The sequence below is a fragment of the Thalassobacillus sp. C254 genome, from assembly GCF_001310615.1.
The window spans coordinates 117,681-142,399 of sequence record NZ_BAXQ01000006.1; the positions used below are offsets into that span (position 1 = coordinate 117,681).

Annotated in this window: 17 protein-coding genes and 6 pseudogenes; 19 read left to right on the plus strand and 4 right to left on the minus strand. The window is 41.4% G+C overall.

Annotation, left to right across the window (positions count from 1 at the left end):
* The first annotated feature begins 39 nt into the window (after positions 1-39).
* From ligA to JCM19033_RS08395, 7 genes and pseudogenes are all read left to right on the plus strand, one after another.
* Positions 40-2,048 (plus strand): annotated as a pseudogene (ligA, locus tag JCM19033_RS08360) (NAD-dependent DNA ligase LigA).
* 197 nt (positions 2,049-2,245) lie between these two features.
* The gene (locus JCM19033_RS08370; RefSeq protein ID WP_054635970.1) at positions 2,246-3,442 is read left to right on the plus strand and encodes a CamS family sex pheromone protein; all 1,197 of its coding nucleotides are present in this window, start codon (positions 2,246-2,248) and stop codon (positions 3,440-3,442) included.
* A gap of 136 nt (positions 3,443-3,578) precedes the next feature.
* Positions 3,579-3,868, plus strand: a pseudogene (gatC, locus tag JCM19033_RS08375) (Asp-tRNA(Asn)/Glu-tRNA(Gln) amidotransferase subunit GatC).
* A gap of 15 nt (positions 3,869-3,883) precedes the next feature.
* Positions 3,884-5,339, plus strand: a pseudogene (gatA, locus tag JCM19033_RS25395) (Asp-tRNA(Asn)/Glu-tRNA(Gln) amidotransferase subunit GatA).
* Between the two features lie 13 nt (positions 5,340-5,352).
* Entirely contained in the window at positions 5,353-6,786 is a 1,434-nt protein-coding gene (gatB, locus tag JCM19033_RS08385) for an Asp-tRNA(Asn)/Glu-tRNA(Gln) amidotransferase subunit GatB (RefSeq protein ID WP_054635971.1), read from the plus strand.
* Positions 6,787-7,342: 556 nt separating this feature from the next.
* Entirely contained in the window at positions 7,343-8,248 is a 906-nt protein-coding gene (locus JCM19033_RS08390) for a diacylglycerol kinase (RefSeq protein WP_054635972.1), read from the plus strand.
* A gap of 339 nt (positions 8,249-8,587) precedes the next feature.
* Entirely contained in the window at positions 8,588-8,923 is a 336-nt protein-coding gene (locus JCM19033_RS08395) for a hypothetical protein (RefSeq protein WP_054635973.1), read from the plus strand.
* Between the two features lie 35 nt (positions 8,924-8,958).
* On the opposite strand, the gene JCM19033_RS08400 is transcribed toward JCM19033_RS08395, so the two are convergent.
* Complete coding sequence (locus JCM19033_RS08400) at positions 8,959-9,321, minus strand: DUF779 domain-containing protein (protein WP_054636014.1); 363 nt, start codon at positions 9,319-9,321, stop codon at positions 8,959-8,961.
* 57 nt (positions 9,322-9,378) lie between these two features.
* Positions 9,379-10,899, minus strand: coding sequence for an aldehyde dehydrogenase (adh, locus tag JCM19033_RS08405; RefSeq protein WP_054635974.1), 1,521 nt, complete (start codon positions 10,897-10,899; stop codon positions 9,379-9,381).
* 438 nt (positions 10,900-11,337) lie between these two features.
* Between adh and JCM19033_RS08410 the strand changes: the two are divergent.
* The 7 genes and pseudogenes from JCM19033_RS08410 to JCM19033_RS25400 all read left to right on the plus strand — a co-directional run bounded on the left by JCM19033_RS08410 (position 11,338) and on the right by JCM19033_RS25400 (position 18,148).
* A pseudogene (locus tag JCM19033_RS08410) lies at positions 11,338-12,181 on the plus strand (MIP/aquaporin family protein).
* 18 nt (positions 12,182-12,199) lie between these two features.
* On the plus strand, positions 12,200-13,693 hold the full coding sequence (gene glpK / locus JCM19033_RS08415; protein WP_054635975.1) for a glycerol kinase GlpK: 1,494 nt from the start codon (positions 12,200-12,202) through the stop codon (positions 13,691-13,693).
* A gap of 162 nt (positions 13,694-13,855) precedes the next feature.
* A complete protein-coding gene (rlmD, locus tag JCM19033_RS08420; RefSeq protein WP_054635976.1) occupies positions 13,856-15,247 on the plus strand; it encodes a 23S rRNA (uracil(1939)-C(5))-methyltransferase RlmD in 1,392 nt (463 codons plus the stop codon).
* A 504-nt stretch (positions 15,248-15,751) separates the two neighbouring features.
* On the plus strand, positions 15,752-16,117 hold the full coding sequence (locus JCM19033_RS08425; protein WP_054635977.1) for a YncE family protein: 366 nt from the start codon (positions 15,752-15,754) through the stop codon (positions 16,115-16,117).
* A 239-nt stretch (positions 16,118-16,356) separates the two neighbouring features.
* Complete coding sequence (locus tag JCM19033_RS23340; RefSeq protein ID WP_157049801.1) at positions 16,357-16,641, plus strand: YncE family protein; 285 nt, start codon at positions 16,357-16,359, stop codon at positions 16,639-16,641.
* A 149-nt stretch (positions 16,642-16,790) separates the two neighbouring features.
* Positions 16,791-17,767, plus strand: a pseudogene (locus JCM19033_RS08435) (HD domain-containing protein).
* 144 nt (positions 17,768-17,911) lie between these two features.
* Positions 17,912-18,148, plus strand: coding sequence for a hypothetical protein (locus JCM19033_RS25400; protein WP_269758077.1), 237 nt, complete (start codon positions 17,912-17,914; stop codon positions 18,146-18,148).
* A 308-nt stretch (positions 18,149-18,456) separates the two neighbouring features.
* Here the strand turns inward: JCM19033_RS25400 and JCM19033_RS08445 are convergent, their stop codons facing one another.
* Positions 18,457-18,891: a hypothetical protein gene (locus tag JCM19033_RS08445; RefSeq protein ID WP_054635979.1), complete on the minus strand. Its 435-nt coding sequence runs from the start codon at positions 18,889-18,891 to the stop codon at positions 18,457-18,459.
* Between the two features lie 473 nt (positions 18,892-19,364).
* Here JCM19033_RS08445 and JCM19033_RS08450 point away from each other — a divergent pair, with 473 nt between their 5' ends.
* From JCM19033_RS08450 to JCM19033_RS08470, 4 genes and pseudogenes are all read left to right on the plus strand, one after another.
* Complete coding sequence (locus JCM19033_RS08450) at positions 19,365-19,634, plus strand: LytS/YhcK type 5TM receptor domain-containing protein (protein ID WP_054635980.1); 270 nt, start codon at positions 19,365-19,367, stop codon at positions 19,632-19,634.
* Positions 19,635-19,955: 321 nt separating this feature from the next.
* Positions 19,956-20,393: a HAMP domain-containing sensor histidine kinase gene (locus JCM19033_RS08460; protein WP_054635982.1), complete on the plus strand. Its 438-nt coding sequence runs from the start codon at positions 19,956-19,958 to the stop codon at positions 20,391-20,393.
* A gap of 41 nt (positions 20,394-20,434) precedes the next feature.
* The gene (locus JCM19033_RS22065; protein ID WP_269758083.1) at positions 20,435-20,656 is read left to right on the plus strand and encodes an ATP-binding protein; all 222 of its coding nucleotides are present in this window, start codon (positions 20,435-20,437) and stop codon (positions 20,654-20,656) included.
* Between the two features lie 255 nt (positions 20,657-20,911).
* Positions 20,912-22,386, plus strand: a pseudogene (locus tag JCM19033_RS08470) (YdiU family protein).
* A gap of 138 nt (positions 22,387-22,524) precedes the next feature.
* Here the strand turns inward: JCM19033_RS08470 and JCM19033_RS08475 are convergent.
* Positions 22,525-23,472, minus strand: coding sequence for a prenyltransferase (locus JCM19033_RS08475; protein ID WP_269758078.1), 948 nt, complete (start codon positions 23,470-23,472; stop codon positions 22,525-22,527).
* A gap of 268 nt (positions 23,473-23,740) precedes the next feature.
* On the opposite strand from JCM19033_RS08475, the gene JCM19033_RS08480 reads away from it, so the two are divergent.
* Positions 23,741-24,637, plus strand: a complete 897-nt coding sequence (locus JCM19033_RS08480) for a DMT family transporter (protein WP_054635985.1) — start codon at positions 23,741-23,743, stop codon at positions 24,635-24,637.
* Positions 24,638-24,719: the final 82 nt, after the last annotated feature.

The following is a 24,719-nucleotide window of genomic DNA, read 5'->3' on the forward strand; positions in this document are numbered from 1 at the left end:
TTATCATCGTGACAAACAAAGCAGAAAGGATTGGAAGCCATGGATGAGAAGCAGATTGAAGAGCGGGTGAAGAAACTCCGTGAGCTTCTGGATAAATACGGCTATCATTATTATGTTTTGGATCAGCCTCTTGTTTCCGATGCGGAGTATGACCAGCTCATGCAGGAGCTATTGAAGCTTGAAGAGGAAAATCCGGATCTCATCACGAATGATTCGCCGACTGTACGTGTCGGTGGAGAGCCTTATCTCACTTTGAGAAAGTCCAGCATGAAATTCCTATGTTAAGCCTTGCTAACGCCTTTAATGAACAGGAGCTGCGAGATTTTGACCGAAGAGTAAGGCAGGGAATCGGAGAAAGTCCAGCTTATATATGTGAATTGAAAATAGATGGATTGGCAGTCTCTTTAACCTATGAAAATGGGGTTTTTGTCCGTGGAGCTACTCGAGGGGACGGAACAACAGGTGAGGATATTACAAGCAACCTGCGCACCGTTAAGTCCATCCCTTTGCGTATTAAGCAGGACGCAGATATAGAAGTTCGCGGAGAAGTGTTTATGCCAAAGCAATCGTTTGAAGCACTGAATGCAGCAAAAGAAGAAAATGGCGAAGTTCTATTTGCGAACCCAAGAAATGCTGCTGCTGGATCCCTCAGACAGCTGGATCCAAAGGTAGCAGCAAAACGTAACCTTGATATCTTTCTGTACTCGATTGGCAACGATAAAGGAATAGGTCTGGCTTCTCATTATGAAGCGTTGTCTTTTATGAAAGAAGCAGGTTTTAAGGTGAATCCTGAAACTGAATTTTGTGAGTCTATAGATGAAGTTATTGAGTACGTAAACGGTTGGCTTGACCGCAGGGATGATCTTTCTTATGAAATTGACGGTATTGTTATAAAGGTAGACAGCATAAAACAGCAGCAGGAGCTTGGCTTTACCGCGAAAAGTCCGCGCTGGGCCATAGCTTATAAATTTCCGGCTGAAGAGGTGGTTACTACCCTTGAAGGTATTACCTGACTGTTGGAAGGACTGGAGTTGTCACACCTAATGCTCATTTAGCACCAGTTAGAGTGGCGGGAACGACCGTACAGAGGGCAACACTTCATAATGAGGATTTAATCCGGGATAAGGACCTTAAAATAGGCGATCAAGTGGTGATCAAAAAGCAGGGGATATTATCCCTAAAGTTGTAAGAGTGCTTACGGAGCTTAGGACAGGGGAGGAAAGAGACTTTTCTATGCCGGAAGAGTGTCCGGCTTGCGAAAGTGAGCTGGTCAGGCTGGAAGAAGAAGTAGCCCTGCGCTGTCTTAACCCCAAATGCCCTGCACAAATTCGTGAAGGCTTGATTCACTTTGTGTCAAGAAATGCAATGAATATTGACGGCTTGGGGGAAAAGGTGATTTCTCAGCTCTTTGCTCACGAACTCGTAACCGATGTAGCAGATTTATACAAGCTGGAGCGGGAAGAGTTATTAAAATTAGAACGAATGGGTGAGAAATCAGTAGAAAACCTTCTGAATGCCATTGAAAACTCTAAGACAAATTCCTTGGAAAAGCTCCTATTCGGTCTGGGAATCCGTTTTGTCGGCTCCAAAGCAGCTAAGACATTGGCTCAGGAATTTGAAACGATGGAAAATCTCCAGAAAGCCACTTACGAGGATTTGTTTGCTGTATATGAAATTGGTGACAAAATGGCAGACTCTATTGTGAGCTTCTTTGACCAACCGGAAGTAGAAGAACTGTTAACAGAACTAAAAAGCCTGGGAGTTAACATGACTTATACGGGACCAAAAGCCGACAAAGAATCACAAGCGGATTCTGTTTTTAACGGAAAAACGGTTGTGTTAACCGGAAAGCTTTCTCTCCTGACCAGAAATGAAGCAAAAGAGAAAATAGAAGCCTTAGGCGGTAAAGTCACAGGAAGTGTAAGCAAGAGCACAGACCTATTAGTAGCAGGTGAAGATGCTGGTTCAAAGCTGGAAAAGGCAAAAAACTGGAAGTTGAAGTGTGGGATGAAAACCGTTTTATCGAGGAAACAGGTGGAGTGGAGTAATAAGGGAAAGGAGAAGGAGAAGGTTCCTTCTCCTTCTTTTCGAGAATTGATTTATTTTTCTCTTGAGCGCTTGGATGGAAAAGCCTATGATAAAACAAGACATCCAAATCATGGCTGTTTTACCTGTAAAAGAAGCCAGCTTTATAAGTGGTGCCTAATAAATAAGATTGAGATCAGGGAATGAGGAGATGGGAATAATGGTTAAGAAAGCGGGTTGCTTTGCTTTTGCGGCCCTCATTTTACTTTCAGGCTGCCTGCCCGGGTTAGAAACAGATGAAACGGCAGACGTGGAAGAAAGTGATGAAGATGGAGCAGACACGGTTGTTGAAGTGAGTCCGGAAATTCCAAGTTTGGACAGTTATTACAGAAGCATTTTACAGGACGGACAGTATCGACATGGAGCGACCAGAGGGTTCAGCACATCGGTGGTTTACAACCGTATGGACTTAGAAAGGCTGGAGGTAGGCCTTACGGAACTGGCGTCTGATCAATTTGATCCTTCTTCTTATTTCTTTAGTGAAGGCCAGTTTATTACGAGAAGTGACTTGAACAGCTGGTTACGTCGTTATGAAGAACCGGAAGATGAAGACGACGAGGGGAATCTCCTTGGATTGAACCCGCCCCTTGGAGAAGGAAGCTCTTTTGAAGAAAGAGAAAGAAATTCTCCTCGCTATTTGTCTCATATTCTAGAACATAATTATGTAACAGAAAATGAAAATGGCAACTTGGAGATTGGCGGACTGGCCATAGGAATTTCCTTAAACAGTGCCTATTATTTTAGAGAACGTCACGATGATGGAAGTTACGGTCCCTGGTTTGATGAAGAAATCGATGAAGAGGTTAGTCTGGAAGAGGGCCAGAGGATTGCCCAGGAGGTACTGGAACGCCTAAGAAGTGAAGACAGGGAAGACGGAAGATTGGAAGACGTTCCAATCGTTTTTGCACTCTTTAGAGAAGCACCTCGTCAGTCTTCTGTGCCAGGTGAGTTTATAGCCACAGCAGTGGCTGATCCCGGCCAGGACGTAGGCGGATGGCAAACCTTAAACGAAGCTCATTATTTGTTTCCTTCCGGAACTGCTGAAAATGAGCAAAGAACAGATGCGGAGAGGTTTAATCAATTTAGTAATGATATAAACAGATTCTTTGAAAACTATGTGGGTGTAGTTGGAAATGGTTATTATCAAAATGACCAGATGCAAAGAATGGAGATTGAGATTCCGATCCGTTTTTACAGTAAAACAGAAGTAATAGCATTTACCCAGCATGTGACTGACCGGGTGGAACAGCATTTTTCTCCTGAAATTGAAGTCCGGATTCGTGTGACTGCTTCGGGAGAAGAGGAAGCCTTAATTGTAAGAGAGCCCGACGAGGAACCATATATCCATATTCATTAAAAGCACGGCAAGAAAGCAGATGTCAGGGAAACTTTCTTCAATGTTTGTCTTTCTTGCCTTTTGTTGCTTGTACATGTTGGATTTGGTATCATCAATGTATTGTGAAAAAGGACGATTTTAACGGAGGTGACAGGCAGTGAGCAGAATTACGAAAGAGCAGGTCTTACACGTTGCTTATCTCGCGCGCATGTCTTTGACAGAAGAAGAAGTAGAAAAGTTCACTAAAGATCTTGACGATATAATTGGATCAGCAGAACAGTTAAATGAAGTAGATACAACAAACGTAGAACCAACGACCCATGTTTAGATCTTCACAATGTTCTTAGAAAAGATGAAGTAAGACCGTCTTTGGATCGTGAAGACGTACTCAAAAATGCACCAGATCATGAGGATGGCCGATTTAAAGTGCCGTCTATTCTTGAATAAAGGAGGGAGCTCACCGTGTCTATTTTAGAAGAGAGTTTTTCTACGATACATAAAAGGCTCGAAAACAAAGAAATTACTGTCTCAGAACTGGTTGATGCTTCATTTAAGCGCATCAATGAAGTAGATGATAAAGTTAAGGCCTTTCTCACATTAAATGAAGAAGAAGCACGCAGCCACGCAAAGAATCTCGATGAAGCTTTGGAAAAAGAGGGAGTAAACGGTGCCTTTTCGGGATACCTGCTGGAATTAAAGATAACATTACGACAAAAGGTGTTCGCACCACCTGTGCAAGTAAAATTCTCGCAAACTTTGAGCCTGTTCATGACGCCACAGTGATTGAGGGGTTAAACAAGGCAAATTCTGTTCAAATTGGAAAGTTAAATATGGATGAATTTGCTATGGGGTCTTCTAATGAAAATTCAGGTTTTTTCGTGACCCGTAATCCTTGGAACACCGATTATGTGCCAGGAGGATCGAGCGGGGGCTCAGCAGCCGCTGTAGCAGCTGGAGAAGTTCCTTTTACTCTTGGTTCTGATACAGGTGGTTCTATAAGGGAACCGGCAGCTTATTGTGGAGTTGTGGGGCTAAAGCCTACATACGGACGAGTATCTCGTTACGGACTGGTAGCATTTGCTTCCTCTCTTGACCAAATCGGGCCCATTACCCGTACAGTAGAAGACAATGCTCTTGTTCTTCAGCAAATCGCTGGTCACTCTAACATGGATTCCACGTCCGCAGATATTCCTGTTCCAGATTTTCTCAGCATGATTACTGGTGAAATCAAAGGCAAGCGGATTGGCGTGCCGAAAGAATATTTATCTGAAGGTGTAGAACAAGGTGTTAAAGACAGGGTACTAGAGGCATTAAAAGTGCTAGAAGATCTAGGTGCGAGCTGGGAAGAAGTATCTCTTCCTCACTCTAAATATGCGGTTTCCTGCTACTACCTGCTGGCTTCTTCTGAAGCATCAGCCAACCTTGCCCGCTTTGATGGTGTACGCTACGGTGTAAGATCAGATAATGCAAATGATTTACTTGAAATGTATCAGCGCTCTCGTGACGAGGGATTTGGCGATGAAGTAAAGCGCCGTATTATGCTTGGAACCTTCGCATTAAGCAGTGGTTATTACGATGCTTATTATAAGAAAGCACAAAAGGTCCGTACTCTTATCAAAAGAGATTTTGAAGAAGTTCTTCAAACTTTGATGTGATCGTAGGGCCGACCTCGCCAACAACAGCATTTAAAATTGGCGAGCAGGTGGATGATCCTCTTACCATGTACGCTAACGACGTGATGACTATTCCAATTAATCTGGCTGGTGTCCCTGCCATTTCCGTACCTTGCGGCTTCTCTCAAGGAATGCCGGTAGGACTGCAAATCATCGGTAAGCCGTTCGAAGAAGGAGAAGTCTACCGAATGGCTCATGCCTATGAACAAGCTACAGAATACTATAAAGAAAAGCCGGAATTGTAAGGGGGATAAGGAAATGAAATTTGAAACAGTCATTGGACTCGAAGTGCATTCAGAATTAAAGACAAATTCCAAGATTTTCTGCGGATGTTCAACTGAATTCGGAGCACCTCCAAACACCCATACCTGTCCGGTATGCCTAGGACATCCTGGTGTGCTTCCTGTATTAAATGAACGGGCGGTTGAATATGCAGTAAAAGCAGCCATGGCCTTAAATTGTGATATTGCTGAAAATACAAAGTTTGACCGGAAAAACTATTTCTATCCAGACAGCCCAAAAGCCTATCAAATTTCCCAATTCGATAAGCCTGTTGGTGAGAATGGCTGGATTGAAATTGAAGTAGAGGGCAAAAAGAAGAGAATCGGTATTACCCGTCTCCATTTGGAGGAAGATGCGGGAAAGCTGACTCATGATGAATACGGTGAGCATTCCTTGGTGGACTTTAACCGAGTAGGAACACCACTCGTTGAAATCGTTTCTGAGCCGGATATTGAGACACCTGAAGAAGCCTACGCTTATCTTGAAAAGTTAAAAGCTATTCTTCAGTATACAGAGGTTTCCGATTGTAAGATGGAAGAAGGCTCCCTTCGCTGTGACGCTAACATTTCGTTGCGTCCTGCAGGACAAGTGGAGTTTGGAACAAAAACAGAGCTGAAAAACCTTAACTCTTTTGCAAATGTACAAAAGGGACTGGCTTTTGAAGAAAAACGGCAGGAGCAGGAGCTTCTTTCCGGTGGAGAAATTCTACAAGAAACACGCCGCTGGGACGATGCAAAGAAAGAAACAATCCTCATGCGTGTGAAGGAAGGCTCTGATGATTACCGTTACTTCCCGGAACCAGACTTGGTAGCTCTTCACATTGATCATGAGTGGAAGGAAAAAATCAAAGAAACCATTCCTGAACTTCCTGATGAAAGAAAAACCCGTTATATTAATGAGTTAGGACTCTCAGCGTATGATGCCGGTGTAATCACTCAATCAAAGGCAATGTCTGATTACTTTGAAGAGACGGTTGAAAAGGGCGGAGACGCCAAGCAGGCAGCTAACTGGCTGATGGGCGAAGTAAATGCGTACATGAACGCAAACGGTAAAGACCTTGAGGAATTAGCTCTTACTCCAGAGTCATTATCGAAGTTAATCGCTCTTATTGAAAAGGGGACAATTTCAAGCAAGATTGCGAAAAAGGTATTTGCTGACCTGGTTGAAAAGGGCGGAGACCCAGAGGAGATCGTAAAAGAGAAAGGTCTTGTTCAAATCTCCGACGAAGGAGAGTTGAAAAAGATTGTAGACGAAATTCTCGATAATAACCAGCAATCTATTGAAGACTTTAAAAATGGAAAAGATAAAGCTTTTGGATTCCTTGTTGGACAGACAATGAAGCAGACCAAGGGTAAAGCAAACCCTCAAATGGTTAACAAGCTTATAAAAGAAGGAATTGACCAAAGATAGCATTTTCATCCCTGCCTTTCTACAAGGCGGGGATTTTTTATTATTCTCTCGTGGGCCATACGAATATTTTTTAATAGGGATTTAATTTCCTTTGGATCCTTAGTTCATGATAGTTATCATTTTTGAAAACAAGTTATGGAGAGTGAAACAGAGAATATAATATAAAGAGACAAAAGGGCAGGATTGAACAGAATGTTTCTCTCATGAGGGATTAACAAGAAAACAACTTGAAACGGTTTTAATTTTGCTGTGAGGTGTTTTCTTTCTTAAAGAGACGGATATGACATTTATAAGCGGACACACTGTTGTTTTTTAAGGAGAGAACCTCTTAGGCAAAGTGGAAGTAAAAAGTAGAGTTTAGAAAAGATTAAATGATATAGTTATAGGGTAGAAAGTAAGAGCTGGATGTCAAAAGTGTACATTTGCGTAAGTTAATTATAGATATGCAATACTGACAGAAAAAGCATGCAGAAAAGCTCAGAGTTCTTCTGTGGCCCAGGAAAGACATGCTATTGAGGATAACTCTATATTTGAGAAAACAGGAGTGCGCACGCCTATGAAAACAGCCAGAGTCATTTATAATCCGACAGCAGGACGGGAACAAACAAAAAAGCAATTAGCATATATACTTGACCGCCTGGAAACAGCAGGTTTCGAAGCATCAGCTCATATGACGAAAAGAGAAGGATGTGCCAAAGAGGCAGCCAGAAAAGCGGGAGAAAAAGGGTATGATGTCGTTATTGCTGCCGGTGGGGACGGAACGATATTTGAAGTTGTCAACGGGCTGGCTGAATTGCCTTATCGTCCCAAGCTCGGTCTGATTCCTGCCGGCACGACAAATGATTTGGCCCGCGCCCTTGGCATTCATGGGAATGATATTGAAAAAACGTGCGATGTTCTGTGCGATGATTACACAAAACCCGTGGATATAGGAAAGGTTGGCAATCAATATTTTGTAAACATTGCTGCTGCTGGCAAGTTAACTGAACTAACCTATGATACACCTAGTAAACTAAAGACGATGATGGGGCAGCTTGCTTATTATGTCAAAGGCTTTGAAAAGCTAAGGTCACTTAATCCTCAGCATGTAAGAATTGAATATGATGGAAAGCTCTTTGAGGATGAAATTATGATGTTTCTTATTTGTAATACGAATTCTGTAGGAGGTTTCGAGAAGCTTTGTCCACAGGCTTCCTATAATGATGGTATGTTTGACCTGATTATCGTTAAAAAAATGAATCTGCCTGAATTTGTACGTCTTGGGGGACAAGCGCTTAACGGTGAACATATTCATCATGACAAAATTGTGTATGTCCAGGCAAATCGAATAAAGGTTTATGTTGAAGGGGACATGCAATTAAATTTGGACGGTGAATTTGGGGGAATGCTCCCAGCTGAATTTGTTAATCTTCATCAGCATTTTGAGATGCTTTGTCCGAAAAATAAGTCGGAGACAAAATAAAAAGGTAAACCTGTTCAGGCTTACCTTTTTTGTTCTGCGGACTTAACATGCAGAAATAAGTATGAAGCTAGCGCCGTTACTTTATTAGTTTCCAGCTTTAACGAGAAATAAAGACCAAATTCCAACAGCAATGGAAACTATGCTTGTGAAAATTACCATCCAGTGCATTCCCAACAGCCCCTCTCTTACTAAGTTTCAGATAAAGTCCGTGGACAAAAACTAACATCTCATTATTAAAGAATATAATTCTTAAGGAAAAAAATCAATGAAAAATGTAGGAACTTTCTTTAAAACGGGAAAAAAGATCAATACATCATACTCTTTCTAAGGAGGGGAACAATGGCCGAAAAAATAAAAATAAGCGTCGTCGTCACCCTTCTTGCTTATACGGTGCTTATTGTCCTTTCACTGCTGATCACTTCTGGTATAGATGGTGAAATGATAGGAATGTGGGGGATCTGGGCAGGGGTGATCCTGTTAATAGCAGCCCTTCCCTTGTCAAAAAACGCCAGAAGGAGCAGGCAACAGGATGTGACCATTGATGAGAGTGTACAGGCAAATGCAACCAAAGAAAGCAATGAATCTGTTCAAAAGCAAAATCCGCCCGTAGTGGCAGGAGTAGTCTGGGGGGCAACAGTCACCATTGTTATAGCCCTAGGCCTGTTATTCATATAAAAGCCGCTCCCTGAAAAAAGGAGCGGCTTTAGTATTTATCTGGTCTGGCCCAGTTCTTCACGTTCTTCTGGAGTAAAAACCCGGGATCTTGTAAAGAAACGTTTTCCTTCTGGTCCTTCAAGGGAAAACATTCCCCCGCGTCCATCAACCACGTCAATGATTAACTGTGTGTGTTTCCAGTATTCATATTGATCCTTCGATATATAAAAGGGGGAACGACCGATCTCCCCTAAAAGAACATCACTGTCGCCTACCTGAAAATCCCCTTCTGGAAAGCACATGGGAGAACTGCCATCACAACATCCGCCTGACTGGTGAAACATCAAAGGCCCATGGACTGCTTTTAACTTTTCGATCAGCTCAAGTGCTGCATTAGTAGCAGTTACTTTTTCAACCACACCTCTCATCCTTTCAAAGACCCCCGGCTGCTCATGCTGCCGGGGGTGTTTTTTATCTTAAAAGAAACCTAAGGCATCTTCGCTGTAGCTTACGAGAAGATTTTTCGTCTGCTGATAATGACTAAGCATCATCTTATGATTTTCTCTTCCAATTCCTGATTTTTTGTACCCGCCAAAAGCAGCGTGAGCCGGGTATGCATGATAGCAGTTTGTCCAGACACGCCCAGCCTGGATGTCACGGCCAAAGCGGTAAGCGGTATTAATGTTTCTGGACCACACACCAGCCCCTAATCCGTAAAGAGTATCATTGGCAATTGAAAGGGCTTCTTCTTTGTCTTTAAAAGTTGTGACCGAAACGACGGGGCCGAAAATTTCTTCCTGGAAAATACGCATATCGTTTCTTCCTTTAAACACAGTAGGCTGGACATAATAACCATTGGCCAGGTTTCCTTCAAGTGTGTTTCTCGAGCCTCCGGTGAGAACTTCTGCTCCTTCTTGTTTTCCAATATCAAGATAGGAAAGGATTTTTTCTAGCTGCTCCTGAGAAGCCTGGGCTCCCATCATTGTATCTGTATCAAGAGGATCACCAATTTTAATTTCATTGACTCGCTTTAAGGCCCGGTCCATAAACTGATCATAAATGGATTCTTGTATTAAAGCACGAGACGGGCAGGTGCAGACTTCCCCCTGGTTTAAAGCAAACATGACAAATCCTTCAATGGCTTTGTTTAGAAACTTGTCGTCTTTCTCCATTACATCTTCAAAGAAAATGTTAGGAGACTTTCCGCCCAGCTCCAATGTGACTGGAATGATATTTTGAGAAGCATACTGCATGATGAGTCTTCCTGTTGTTGTTTCCCCGGTAAAGGCAACTTTGGCTACTCTATCACTGGAAGCAAGGGGCTTGCCAGCTTCTACTCCAAAACCGCTTACAATATTTAACACACCTGGCGGCAGGAGATCTTCTATTAATTCAAGCAGAACAAAAATACTAGAAGGAGTCTGTTCGGCAGGTTTAAGGACGATAGTGTTGCCGGCAGCAAGGGCAGGAGCAATTTTCCATGTTGCCATCAAGAGCGGGAAGTTCCATGGAATAATCTGCCCGACTACGCCAAGAGGCTCGTTAAAGTGGTAGGCCACGGTATCGTCATCAATTTGGCTGAGAGATCCTTCTTCACTGCGAATAACCCCGGCAAAATATCTGAAGTGATCAACCGCAAGAGGGATGTCTGCATTTAAAGTTTCCCTGACCGCTTTGCCGTTTTCCCAGGTTTCTGCAACAGCGAGCATTTCCAGGTTTTCTTCCATTCTATCTGCTATTTTGTTAAGTATATTTGCTCTTTCTGCGGGCGGTGTTTTGCCCCAGCTGTCCTTCGCCTCATGGGCTGCATCAAGAGCAAGGTTTACATCTTCTGAAGAGGATCTTGCCAGCTCGCAAAAGACCTCTCCGGTAATCGGGGTTACATTTTCAAAATACTGATTGTTTACAGGGGGCTTCCATTCCCCGCCAATGTAATTGTCATAGCGGTCTCTGAATTGGACAAGTGAGTTTGGAGTATTCGGCTGATCATAGCGCATGCAAATCATCCTCCCTGGTAGATAAATAGTTTTCATAGACTGTAAGTATCTACCTAGACATATGCAGTACCTTGATAAAGCAGAACAATTCGATTTCTTTACTGATTAACTGTTCCGGTTCTTTTCCTCCCCCTGTTTTGAGATCGCTTTCATTTTATCATTTTTTCAGAAAATACAAATAATAACTCTATAATCTGGTTAAAATTTGTATTTTTTTACAAAAAGAATAAAAGCTTAATAGGGAAGACAAAAGTAGAAAAATGAATTGACACCGCTTTCAGCCTATGATTTACTAGTATGTAAGTTAATCAATCTGGCGGAGACATGGAGACCAACAAATGCGTTTATACGAGGGAAAGTATGTTCCTTGGTATAAGCGATTTTGCTGGTCTCTTTTTGTTTTAGCCAGAATATGAAAGGTAAGGGGTGGTCCTCGGCATGAGTCCGTTCATAGGAGAATTACTAGGAACGATGATCTTAATACTGTTTGGAGCAGGGGTCGTAGCAGGAGTTGTATTAAGAGGCACAAAGGCAGAGAATTCCGGCTGGATCGTCATCACTGTGGCCTGGGGGCTTGGAGTGACGATGGGTGTGTATGCTGTTGGGAGAATAAGCGATGCCCATCTTAATCCAGCAGTAACGATAGGATTTGCGTTGATCGGAGATTTCCCCTGGAGTGAGGTACCAGGCTATGTCACTGCACAAGTTATCGGAGCATTTATTGGTGCTTCACTCATTTGGCTTCAATACTATCCTCATTTTAAGAAAACAGAGGATGAAGGGGCAAAGCTTGGCGTATTTGCTACCTCACCTGCTATCCGGCATTCACCTTCCAACTTCTTCAGTGAAGTACTTGGAACGTTCGTACTGGTTCTTGGCCTGCTGTTTATTGGGGCAAATGAATTCACAGAAGGCTTAAATCCTTTAATTGTAGGCGCTTTAATTATAGCTATTGGTTTATCATTAGGGGGGACTACCGGATATGCGATTAATCCGGCAAGAGATCTTGGACCCGTCTTGCTCATTTCTTTTGGCCGATCGCAAACAAAGGCTCCTCAGACTGGGCATATGCATGGATTCCCATAGCGGGACCAGTAATTGGCGGAGGACTTGGAGCCTTTTTTACAGTGCAGCTTTTGAAGGAGTCATTTACTCAGCCCTTTGGCTGTTTATCATTTTCTTTGCCGTGGTACAAGGACTTACCATAGTATTAGAAAGAAGAAAGAATATCAGCGAAGAATTTAAAGAAGATGTTATCCATCGTAGAAAAGTAGATGCATAAGGGTAGGGAGGCTTAACAATGGAGAAAAAATATATTCTATCACTTGATCAAGGAACGACAAGCTCGCGGGCCATTCTATTTGATAAAGAAGGAGAAATCATTTCTGTCAGCCAAAAAGAATTTACACAGCTTTTTCCAAAGCCAGGATGGGTGGAGCATGATGCCAACGAGATATGGAGTTCCATTCTTTCAGTGATTGCCGGGGCGCTGGCCCAAGCTAGTATTTCCCCTAAGGAAATAGCCAGCATAGGTATTACAAATCAAAGAGAGACGACAGTCATCTGGGAAAAAGAGACCGGAAGACCAATCTATAATGCTATTGTCTGGCAGTCCAGGCAAACGAGAGAAATATGTGAAGAACTCTCAAACCAAGGGCTTGATCAAACCTTCAGAGATAAAACAGGCCTTTTAATAGATGCCTATTTTTCCGGAACGAAGGTAAAATGGATTCTAGACCATGTGGACGGGGCAAGAGAAAGAGCAGAAAAAGGAGAGCTTCTCTTTGGGACAATTGATACGTGGCTAATTTGGAAGCTGACTGGCGGTGAGGCCCATGTTACTGATTACTCCAACGCTTCACGGACTCTCATGTTTAATATCCACGAGCTGAAATGGGATGATGATCTTTTAGAAATTTTGGATGTCCCAAAAGCAATGCTCCCTGAAGTGAAGCCATCTTCAGAAGTATATGGGGAAACCGTAAGCTATCACTTTTTTGGTGAAAGAGTGCCAGTGGCTGGAGCAGCAGGAGACCAACAGGCCGCACTGTTCGGCCAGGCTTGCTTTGAAGAAGGCATGGCAAAAAACACGTACGGAACAGGCTGCTTTATGCTTATGAATACAGGAGAAAAAGCAGTAGCCTCCGAGCATGGGTTACTTACTACTCTTGCCTGGGGGATTGATGGCAAAGTAAACTACGCACTGGAAGGAAGTATATTTGTTGCGGGATCTGCCATTCAGTGGCTTCGCGACGGTCTGCGTATGCTAAAGAATGCCTCTGACAGTGAGAAGTATGCTGAAAGAGTCTCTTCTACTGACGGAGTTTACGTAGTGCCTGCTTTCGTTGGTCTGGGAACTCCTTACTGGGATTCAGATGTTCGAGGGGCCGTATTTGGGTTGACAAGAGGAACAGAAAAAGAGCATTTTGTGAGAGCTACTCTTGAATCTCTTGCCTATCAGACAAAGGATGTACTCCAGGCAATGGAAGCAGATGCAGATACAGAGCTTAAGTCCCTGCGCGTGGATGGGGGAGCGGTTGCTAATAACTTCCTGATGCAATTTCAAAGTGATATCTTAGGCGCAAGAGTGGAAAGGCCAAATGTGAAGGAAACCACTGCCTTAGGAGCAGCATACTTGGCAGGGCTGGCTGTAGGCTTTTGGAAGGACAAAGAAGAAATCAGCAAGCAGTGGAAAGTGGAAAAGTATTTTGAACCTGAAATCGCAGAAGAGGAACGAGAGAAATTGTACGGTGGATGGAAAAAAGCTATTCAAGCAGCACAGGCTTTTAAATAAATGAGAAAACCTGGCCGGAGAACCGGTCAGGTTTTTGTTTGGGAAGGATTTTGGAAGCTTTTTGTGTACAACTGTCTTCAGAGGAGATAATATAAGAAATCAGGCAGAATGTGGTACAATCACGATAGCTTACACAACAGCCATAAAGGATGAACGATATAGATGAGTAAACAAAATAAGCAGGGAAACGCCCCTGTCCAAAAAAACGAAATTATTGATGTTACCTTCGAAGATTTAACTCATGAAGGGGCAGGAGTCGCAAAGGTTGACGGGTATGCCTTGTTTGTTCCCAATGCTCTTCCGGGTGAACAGGCGAAGGTGAAAGTGGTGAAGACCAAGAAAGGATATGGATTTGGAAAACTGCTGGAGCATACGAAAGAAAGTGAATACAGGGTTGAACCACCCTGTCCGATTTATAAGCAGTGCGGGGGATGCCAGCTTCAGCACCTTTCCTATGAAGGACAGCTTGATTATAAGCAGAACCAAGTGAAAAATGTCCTGCAAAGGATCGGAGGGCTGGAAAATGTGACTGTCCATCCTACGTTAGGTATGGAGGATCCCTGGCGCTACCGCAACAAGGCTCAAGTTCCGGTAGGAATGGAGGAAGGGGGGCTTGTGGCGGGCTTTTACCAGCAGCGAAGCCACCAGATTATTAATATGGAACGCTGTGTCATTCAGGATGAGGCGAATGATGAAGCGGTATCAAGGGTAAAAGAGATCGCTGATCAATATGGTATTAAAGCGTATGATGAAAAAATTCATAAAGGAACACTCCGCCATATTGTTGCCCGCCATGCTCTAAATACAGGTCAATTGATGGTAGTACTTGTCACCAAAGGAACTGAGCTGCCTAACAAAAAGAATATAATAGAAGAAATCCGTCAGGCTTTGCCTAATGTGAAATCCATCGTACAAAACATTAATCCCAAACGGACAAATGTTATCTTTGGAGAACAGACAAAAGTGCTCTGGGGCGAAGAATATATATATGACACGATCGGTGAGATTAAGTTTGCCATATCGGCCCGCTCCTTTTACCAGGTGAACCCGAAGCAAACAAAGGTCCTTTACGACAAAGCCCTGGAATATGGAAATTTGACTGGAAGAGAAACAGTTATTGATGCATACTGCGGCATCGGAACCATTTCCTTATTCCTCGCCCAGAAAGCAAAGCACGTCTACGGAGTAGAAATAGTGCCCGAGGCCATTTCCGATGCAAAACGAAACGCGAAGCTGAATCACATGGATAATGTAGATTTTGCTGTCGGAGAAGCAGAGGAAGTGATCCCCTGGTGGCATACAGCTCAAGGCATCACACCAGACGTGATTGTGGTAGACCCGCCGCGGAAAGGCTGCGATGAAAAGCTGTTAGAAACGATTGTAAAGATGAAGCCGGAAAGAGTGGTATATGTGTCATGTAACCCGGCAACGCTGGCAAGAGATTTGAAGATATTAGAAGAGGGCGGATTTGAAACCAAAGAAGTACAGCCCGTCGATATGTTCCCACAGACAACACATGTGGAGTGCGTTTCACACTTAGTTCGAAAAAAATAATAGAGGAGAAGTACATCTCCTCAACCTTAGAAAGATTATAAAAAACCTTCATTTAACTCCTTTTTAATGACAGAGACCTGAGCGTAGGCTTGGTTTTCTGTCATTTTTTATCAATGCTTTGCTTTTCAATCAATTTTCCTCATAAATAACTTTGGTCTCGTTTTGTCTTTTATTATCGAAACTGTTATTAAGGACAATAGCAATTGGTATAATTACCCATGTGCGAAAAACAAAATTATGAAGGAGTGGTTTACTTGAAGTTCTACAAAGTCTTTATTGCACTAATCTTACTAGGTTGTCCTAGCACTAGTAGCAGCTTTTTCTAACGGAAATAGCAATGGACATGAAAACGGAAAAGGCAAAAATTCAAACGGGCACATTTCTCATGAAGTTTGGGTAACTGACCAACACAAACACAGAAATGAGATTCACATCATCAACGGTACTACTCATAAAACCGAAGAAACCCTAACACGAGAAGATGGTGTTGGTGACACTCCGCATATGCTCGTATTTGATAACGAAGGCGAATACGCTTATGTCGCTAATATGGGTTCTGGAGACGTTTCTGTTATACGAGGAGAAGATAGAAAGATCATCGATACTATCGAAACAAGACCTGGAGCGCACGCAGCTTACCCTACTAATAAAGGAGACAAAGTTGTTGTAGCAAACACACCTAACGGAAGTATTTCAGTTATTAATGCCAACAGGGAAGAAGAAGAATTCTCTAAAGAAAAAACGGTCGATTTAAAAGACTACGAAGAATTACAAGATAATGAAGGGTTTGAAAATCTGAACCTGTATGCCTATATTTTACGGCAGATGACAAGTATTTTTATACTACTGTTGCTGGAGGGGGCTTATTAGTATTTGAGACAGAGACTTTAAATTTAAAAACATACTTTACAAAAGATGAAGTCGCTCCTCACGGATGCGGTTTGATTTTGTCTCCCGATAATAAATATATGTATGCAAACGCTGGTAGTTCAGAATTAGGTGAGTATTATGTATTTGACACTCAATCTCACAAATTATTAGAAACACATAACAGTCAAGGATATGACGCTCATGGTATCGACATTCACCCAAACAATGAGAACCTTTGGATGGTCAACAGGCAATCAAACAACGCTAGCATTGTCGACATTGAAAACAATGAGATTATCGACCAAGTAGACTACGTTGGCGACGCTCCAGACCTACTTCGTTTCTCACCTAATGGGCAATGGGCTTATGTAACAACAAGAGGACCTGAACCTGGAACCGGAACCCATACGTTGGCAGGAGACAGGCCGGGTCTCTCCATTATTAACACCAACTCTCTTAAAAAAGTTAAACAAATTCCTATAGATGGTGGAGACATCCACGGTCTAGATATCAGAATCCCATAATGAAAAAGCACCAGATAGGATTTTATCTGGTGCTTTGTTATGCTTTTGTATAATAAAGTTTGATAAGGTCTTACAAATTTACTAGGCAAACTAACAAACATAACAGTTGGAGATTGCTTTGTGACAATAAGTTTAAGGGGGGGGAATTATTGATTATATATGATGACATTTACGGTGAATTTGAAGTAGAGAAAGTATTAGAAGAATTAATTTTTAGTGATCCAGTTCAAAGGTTGAAGGGAATTCATCAAGGTGGAGCAAGTTACTTGGTGAATCAGAAATGGAATGAAACACGCCTTGACCACTCAATAGGTGTCATGTTGTTAATTAGAAAACTTGGTGGTTCATTAGAAGAGCAGATTGCAGGGTTATTGCATGATGTTTCCCATACAGCTTTTTCTCATGTCATTGATTTTGTCTTTGAAAATAAAGAAGAAGACTATCATGAGAAATATATAAAGATGTTGTTAAAAACTCCGATATACCGGTAATTTTAGCTAAATATGATTACAACTATGAAAAAATTCTGTTTGACGATTCAAAGTGGACATTGTTAGAACAGGCCGCACCTGAATTATGTGCGGATAGGGTAGATTATACTCTTCGTGACATGTATAAATATGGAAACGTATCACTAGAAGAGGTACATGATTTTTTGAAAGATTTGATTGTGATTGAAGGGAAAATGTATCTTCAAAGCATTGATGTAGCTGAATGGTTTGTTGAAACGTATTACAAGGAAGTAATTGACTTCTTTATGGACCCGTTAAATATTTATGGATATGATATCTTAGCTAAGACTCTGAAACTTTCATTAGAAAAAAATGTATTAAACTCTAATGACTTCCTTGGCCAAGATGACGAGTTAATAAATAAAATCAAATCATCAGAGGATAAGGAGTTACTTAGTTTGTTAAGAAAGCTCAATCCGAATGTGCAAGTAAAAGAAGATAGAGAGTATTACGATTTATACCGAAGAAACAAACTTCGACTGATTAACCCTTCTGTATATAGGAATGGAGAATTAAAACGAGCGTCAAAATTATCAGAAAGAGTAAGGATAATGGGCAATGTAGCTTATGAGAAAGCCACAGGAGGGATGTATGTAAGAATACTCTCTAATTAGGAATACAATTTTATTAAGATGACTGACGGGGGTGCGACAGCTTAATAAGGTTTTCGCCTTTCTCTTATTGAAGCAACGAGACAATTCTGTTTAAGCTTGTCGTAAGGAAATTAAATATTTAGTTATTACAGTAGGGGGAAACAATTGAGTATTGATTACTCTACTATTTTTAACTCATTACCTGAAGAGAAAGTTTTAGTTGGAATAGTAGATTTACATAAAAATATTTTTGGCACTTCAGATGATTTGATTACCAAAATGAGAAGTAAACAAAAATTATTAGTTATTATTGCGATGGACGGTACAAAGGTAATTGGTTATAAGATTGGGTATGAACTTGATAAGAATAAATTTTATAAGTTGGTTAGGTGGGGTGGATAAAATTATAGAAAACATGGTATTGCTTCTGAGTTAATGGAAAACAACATCGATATATAAAGGAACAGGGTTATAGTGTTATTCAAACAAAAACAATGAATAAATGGCGTAGTATGTTAGTGTTGAATATAAAGAAAGGGTTTGATGTTACTGATACTTATATTGACGAAAAAGGATTACACAAAATCATTCTTGAAAAGAAATTACTCAACTAACGAGGAAAAATAAAGTTAAACCTTATAAGTCGCTCATTTCCTTAATAGTAAGGGAATGGGCGACTTTTTCAAAGACAGAACCCTGCTTCTTTGATATCAATCAACTTTTAGGGAGATCGTTTCTTCCTTCTCTCCTTTGGGGGTTTCCCACGAAAGCGTGACGCTTGTTTCATTTATGCCTTCTTGAAAAGACCTTACACTCTGGGCAGTAGTCCCGCCGCTTCCACCGCTGCCCCCTAGGCTGAATTCTGAGGTTCCCTCCTCTATTTCGTTACGTTCTCCTGAAGAACCTCTGCTTTGAGATGCAGGGTAATGAAATTCATAAGAAAGGGAATGAATAGGTTCATCAGACTTATAGGTAGCTATTCCGTACTCTTCAAATTCATCATTCTCGCTAAAATAATATTCCATCTCTATGTTCCAATGTACTCCATTCCCCGTTGCGGAAAATTCTTCACTATTATCCAAGGTACAACTGACAAGCAAAAATAAGGATAACAACAATAACGGGCTGGAAAAGTTGTGTATCAAGTCTATTCACCGCCTTTTGCAAGAGAGCAGGATTAAGAAGGTTGCCTATGTATCTTTTCTCGCAGTTTGTTATGCTCCTTCATTTTCTCAACAACTCTATCTGTTTGTTTTCGATAGTTCAGCTAAGTGACGCTAAAAGAATATTGGAATTACAATAATCAAGTTTCCGCTCATTTTCTTCTAAGCTTAGCTATTTTATAAAATATGAAATGATAAAAGATTTCTTCCCAAAAACAACCCTGAGAGTAAGATTTTTTTGAAGCGCCCCTTTAATGCAAAAAAGCAGGAGATGCCTATTTCCGGCTTCCTGCTATATTTTTTTATGGGAGAGTTTCTGTGAAATATAACCATTTCTTCTTTTATTTTAAGTGTAACAAAAATATGGAGACATTTATTAGAAAAAAGTAAATAAATTTCCTTTTAAACGCGGTATACTGAATATACATTGCATGCATAAAAAGGAAGTGAACACCATGACATTGCCACTTGTCATAGACGCTCATCTATTATTTCTATTACATCTTCTCTTATTAATTTTGCCTTTATTTTTATACGTGCTTTTCTATTTTGATCAACCGTTTAAGCAGCATACGATACCAGAACCTCTCTTGATAGTGGCTCTTTCCGTTTTACTGCTCATTACATTGTTTACTCCCATTGAGATACATGAGGGAATCCGCTTTGATCTCAGGCTTGTTCCTATGATAATAGGTTTTTTATTTTTAGGACCGAAAGTGGGCTGATCTTGTTTTTTATTTATGGATTTATGAGAATTGTTTTCTTTCCCTATGAACATATCACGCTTGTTACTGTTCCATATATCCTCCTCTATATATTCCTGTGGTTTGTGTACCCTTATTTTGTTAAGGGATCGTTAAAGCACAAAGCATTCTTCATTACGTTCATCCATGTGTTTTACTTATTTATATTTACTGCAAACATTAGAATGCTCAGACCGATAGATTCTTTAGAGTTTCTTACAATTGCAGACCTGGCTGCGATGCAGCTTTTGTTTATACTTCTGGTTACTTACTTTCTGGAAAAAATAAAGAAAAAATGCTCAATTGCGTCAAGACTATATTCAATTAGAGAAATCTAAAGTACTAAGTGAAATGGCCAGTACTGTCGCACATGAGGTAAAAAACCCGCTCACGACAGTTCAGGGGTTTGTTCAACTGTTAGGGAATGAAAAAGTAGATACCAACAAAAAAGAGTGGTATGTGTCGATAGTTCTGGAGGAGTTAAAAAGGGCGGAAGGCATTATAACTGACTATTTAAGCTTATCCAAACATACTGATGAGATAACATCACTACTCGTAAAGGAAGAAGTCAATTATGCTGTAGAAATAATGAAACCTTTTGCTATGAGATTCGGGGTAAATATTATTACTGACATCAACACGGATGGAAAGATTGAGGGGAATTCACAGAAGTTGAGGCAGTCATTGATCAATATTATAAAAAACGGGGTAGAAGCCATGGAATCAAGGGAGGGACGTTAGAGGTAAAGGCTGTAAACAAAGGAGAAAAAGTAATCATAAGCATAACAGATGAAGGACCGGGGATGACAAGAGACCAGATCAGCCAGCTTGGATCTTTTTATTCGACGAAGGAAACAGGAAGCGGGATTGGTACTATGGTGACACGCAGCATTATCGAACAAATGAAAGGAACAGTCAATTATGAGAGTGAAAAATCTAAAGGGACCACCGTTCAGCTGACTCTGCCTTTGTCAGGTGCTGAAACGGGTTCTGAAAATGAGTAAATCAATTCTTGAAGTGCCAGGTAAGCAGCTGGCACTTTTTTGTGACGGAAAAACAAAACAGGGAGTCAAAGCATAAGCTTTATTAATGTTAAATGTCCTGAAGGTAATGTACAATGTAAAGCAGGAAATGTTATCCAAGTTGTGTGAAGGTATATCAAAATGGGAAAAGCAGACATTAAAAAGGTTAATGTCTTTAGTAGCGTATCTACATGTTTATAAATGAACGACTAAGTCAAATAAAGAAAAGGAGATAGGATGACACAGAGAAAAGACATTACAGAAGCAGGTTGGAATTTAGACAACAGTTATGCCCGTCTGCCTAAATTGTTTTTTAGCAGCCTTGAACCTGACCCGGTTCGTTCACCTAAGCTTGTCATTTTTAATCACTCACTTGCAGAATCAATAGGATTGGAACCAGAAGCCTTGGAGAGTGACGATGGAGCAGCCTTGTTTGCTGGTAATGAGATCCTGAAGGTTCAAATCCTCTAGCCCAGGCATATGCTGGTCATCAATTCGGAAATTTTACCATGCTGGGGGACGGACGGGCCCTGCTCCTGGGAGAACAGATGACTTCATCAGGAGAGCGGTTTGATATTCAGCTTAAAGGTTCAGGTAGAACCCCATACTCTCGCGGGGGAGATGGCCGAGCGGGCCTTGGACCGATGCTGAGAGAATATATTATGAGTGAAGCGATGCACGCGCTAGGAGTGCCTACTAATCGAAGTTTAGCAGTTGTCACCACAGGTGAACCGGTGTACCGGGAAAATATCCTGCCAGGAGCTGTGTTAACCCGAGTAGCCTCCAGTCATCTCCGAGTAGGAACCTTTCAATATGCAGCCAAGGGGACATCGGTTGAAGATTTGCAGGCGTTAGCCGATTATGCAATAGAGAGGCATTTCCCAGGTATAAAAGAACATGACCGTCCCTATTTATCCTTGCTTGGAAGAGTAGTCGAGCGTCAAGCTGACTTGATAGCAAAGTGGCAGCTTGTTGGCTTTATACACGGAGTAATGAATACAGACAATATGACTGTAAGTGGAGAAACAATAGATTACGGCCCTTGTGCATTCATGAATGCCTATGATCCGGAAACGGTATTCAGTTCAATTGATGTTGGGGGCCGGTACGCCTATGGCAATCAGCCGCCAATTGCCGGCTGGAATCTCGCACGGTTTGCTGAAACCTTGCTGCCGTTGATTGAGAAAGACCAGGAACAGGCTGTGAGTCTTGCCCAGGATGAGGTTTCTCGTTTTCCTGAGCTCTTTAAGCAAAACTGGCTCGAAGGAATGAGGTCAAAGCTAGGATTATTTAGTAAAGAGGAAGAAGATGAGTCTCTCATTGAAAATCTCCTTACTATCATGCAGAGGCATGAAGCTGACTTCACGAATACATTTAGGGCTTTAACGTTAGGCAAGCTGGAGGGCTCAAGTCTATTTGATGCTGAAGACTTTAGTAAGTGGCATGAAAAGTGGCAGGAAAGAGTCAGCAGGCAAGAGGTTTCAAAAGACTCTATTCAAGAGGTAATGAGAAAAAGCAACCCATCTGTCATCCCGCGTAATCATCGGGTGGAAGAGGCGCTTGAAGCTGCCGTGGAACATGAAGAATACAGCGTAATGGAAAAGCTTCTTGATGTTCTAGCAGACCCTTATGCTTATTCCCCGGAACAGGATGAATACACTACGCTGCCTGCACCTTCAGGACGTCCTTACCGGACTTATTGCGGAACGTAAGGAAAAGTAAATAGAAGAAAACACAACACAGGAACCCCCGTTTTTATTAAAAGACGGGGGTTCTTTCATTCTCATTTTTCTTTGAGAGCTCTACATTTCTCTATCCGTTGGTAAGATGACTTGAAGCATACCGTGTACTTAAATAAAGAGGCCTAAGCCTGTTGCAGTGATCATAGCAAGAAGCAGCATGATCTTCTCAAAATAAGAGACTTGGTGATGATTTTCTACGTTCATTTTCAATACAAGAAACGCAGCAATGGAAACAGTAACAAGGAGAACCAATGCCGCTCCTATACGGTCGCTTCCAAGCCAGAAAATGCTGATACCCGACGCAAATAGATAAAGCAGGGCAGGAATACGTGCATAGTACAGGCCGAACTTTTCGGCAAACCATACGACACTGGTTCTTTTTTGCGGGACAGCTTTTTTGTCTGCTTCAAGATCAGGAATATGGTGAACCATTACCCAGGCTAAGCAAAACAAGGCATTAATGACAGCATTCTGCCAGGCCCATAAAGGGATTTCTCCGAGAATCAGCCACGGACCGGCAAAACCAAGAAAAAGGATAGAAATAAATAAACTAAGCCATTCCCCAAGAAAAGGCCGATAGCTTAAGCGAAGAGGCGGAAGAGAATAGGAAGCTGCTGCCCACACCCCTATCACTAATAAAATAGACAATCTGTAATAAGAAAATAAGGCAAGGAGTAAAGCAAGCAATATAAGAATAATGGCGAGCCACTTCCCTACTAGCCAAAGTGTTTTAGGCGGCACCAGTTCATTCTGAACTATGCGGCTTCCCCCCGATAATATAGCCGGGCTGTGCTGGTCAGTGCCAGACTGGAAATCAGTGTAGTCGTTCAAAGCATGCGTGAGGACCCCGTGAATCAAAAAAGCAGAGAAGGTTAAAAAAAGAAACATGAACAATAAATACCCGTTTGAAATGGTATAGTACAAAAATAAAGGAAGCATGGTAGAGACAATTGTTGCAACACTTGAAGAAAGCACAGCAACAGCGCGAAGTAATAACCATCCAATCCGAAAGCTTGAGAGGATACGTTGATCCATGGCAGTAACCCTTTCTTTCATTCGTTCTGTATTGTTTAATAAGGACAATTAGTGAGTGTAACCTAGACCAAAACTTATACTCGTACATTATATGTTCAACGCTTTGCATGTCTTTTCCTTGAAATATTTTTTACAGCTTACCATCCCACCTTTTATAGTTCTTGTTTTTTACAAGGTGCCTCTCATTTTATATGAAAAGGGAAGTGTATGAAAAGTACAAGGCATGTTATTGTAGAGCTTGTCTATTCTTTCTTAAAGGAGGAGAATTCTAATTTATCCATACATATTAATGATACTTGTTGTCATCTTTTACGCTGGCAACATTCTTGTTGGGAAAGCAATGAATGATCTGCCGCCTTTCACAATTGCGTTCTTTCGTTTGTTAGTGGCTTTTATTGTTTTAGTTCCGATTGGATTTCTTACCGCCTGGAAATACCGGATGACGTTCTGGAAATATAAAAAGCCTTTTTTAATTATGACATTAACTGGTGTTACTTTTTTTAATACGTTTATATATGGATCCCTGCAATTTACTACCGCTACCAATGTCGCTGTCCTTGAAACAGTGATACCAGTAACCACGGTTATTTTAAGCGCCTTTATGCTGAAGGAACGATTGGCAGGTGTTCAGTGGATTGGGGTTTTCTTATCTTTTTTTGGAGCGGTATGGGTGGTTTTGGATGGCAGGATATTTGGCATAACAGCCATGGCCTGGAACATTGGTGATGTCATTATGATTGGAGCCATTATCACGTGGGCTGTCTACACAATCTTTGTAAAAAAGTACATGCATCTCTTTCCACCTTATGCTGCTCTGTTTGTGATGACAGGAGTTTCAGTCGTTGTTCTTTTACCTATTGTCCTAATTGAATGGATTGTTACTGGGGTGCCTGCTTTTGATCCTTCTAGTCACGTGAGCGGCCTTTTATACTTAGGAATCTTTCCTTCTTTTATCGCTCTGGTCTTTTATAATCGTGCAGTGGATCTTTTGAGTCCCTCCAAAGCTTCTGTATTTTTGAACTTTCTCCCCGTTTTCACTATGGCAGGAGCATATTTGTGGCTTGATGAAACCATAACGGGAATGCAGGTGCTTGGGTCTCTTATCGTAATTGCCGGTGTAATCATAACTACACAGTTTTCTGGCAAACGTGAAAAAGTACGATCAACAAAGTCACAGGGATACTGATCTTTTCTGCGAAAGTTACTAAACTTGATTAGTGACAGGACAAAAACTAAATCTGAAGGTAAAAGGGTATAACAGTAGTAAA

Coding starts and splice junctions, on each gene's coding strand:
- JCM19033_RS08370 (WP_054635970.1), top strand. CDS start 2,246: ATGGTTAAGAAAGCGGGTTGCTTTGCTTTTGCGGCCCTCATTTTACTT.
- gatB (WP_054635971.1), top strand. CDS start 5,353: ATGAAATTTGAAACAGTCATTGGACTCGAAGTGCATTCAGAATTAAAG.
- JCM19033_RS08390 (WP_054635972.1), top strand. CDS start 7,343: ATGAAAACAGCCAGAGTCATTTATAATCCGACAGCAGGACGGGAACAA.
- JCM19033_RS08395 (WP_054635973.1), top strand. CDS start 8,588: ATGGCCGAAAAAATAAAAATAAGCGTCGTCGTCACCCTTCTTGCTTAT.
- adh (WP_054635974.1), bottom strand. CDS start 10,899: ATGCGCTATGATCAGCCGAATACTCCAAACTCACTTGTCCAATTCAGA.
- glpK (WP_054635975.1), top strand. CDS start 12,200: ATGGAGAAAAAATATATTCTATCACTTGATCAAGGAACGACAAGCTCG.
- rlmD (WP_054635976.1), top strand. CDS start 13,856: ATGAGTAAACAAAATAAGCAGGGAAACGCCCCTGTCCAAAAAAACGAA.
- JCM19033_RS08425 (WP_054635977.1), top strand. CDS start 15,752: ATGCTCGTATTTGATAACGAAGGCGAATACGCTTATGTCGCTAATATG.
- JCM19033_RS23340 (WP_157049801.1), top strand. CDS start 16,357: ATGGTCAACAGGCAATCAAACAACGCTAGCATTGTCGACATTGAAAAC.
- JCM19033_RS08450 (WP_054635980.1), top strand. CDS start 19,365: ATGACATTGCCACTTGTCATAGACGCTCATCTATTATTTCTATTACAT.
- JCM19033_RS08475 (WP_269758078.1), bottom strand. CDS start 23,472: ATGAAAGAAAGGGTTACTGCCATGGATCAACGTATCCTCTCAAGCTTT.
- JCM19033_RS08480 (WP_054635985.1), top strand. CDS start 23,741: ATGATACTTGTTGTCATCTTTTACGCTGGCAACATTCTTGTTGGGAAA.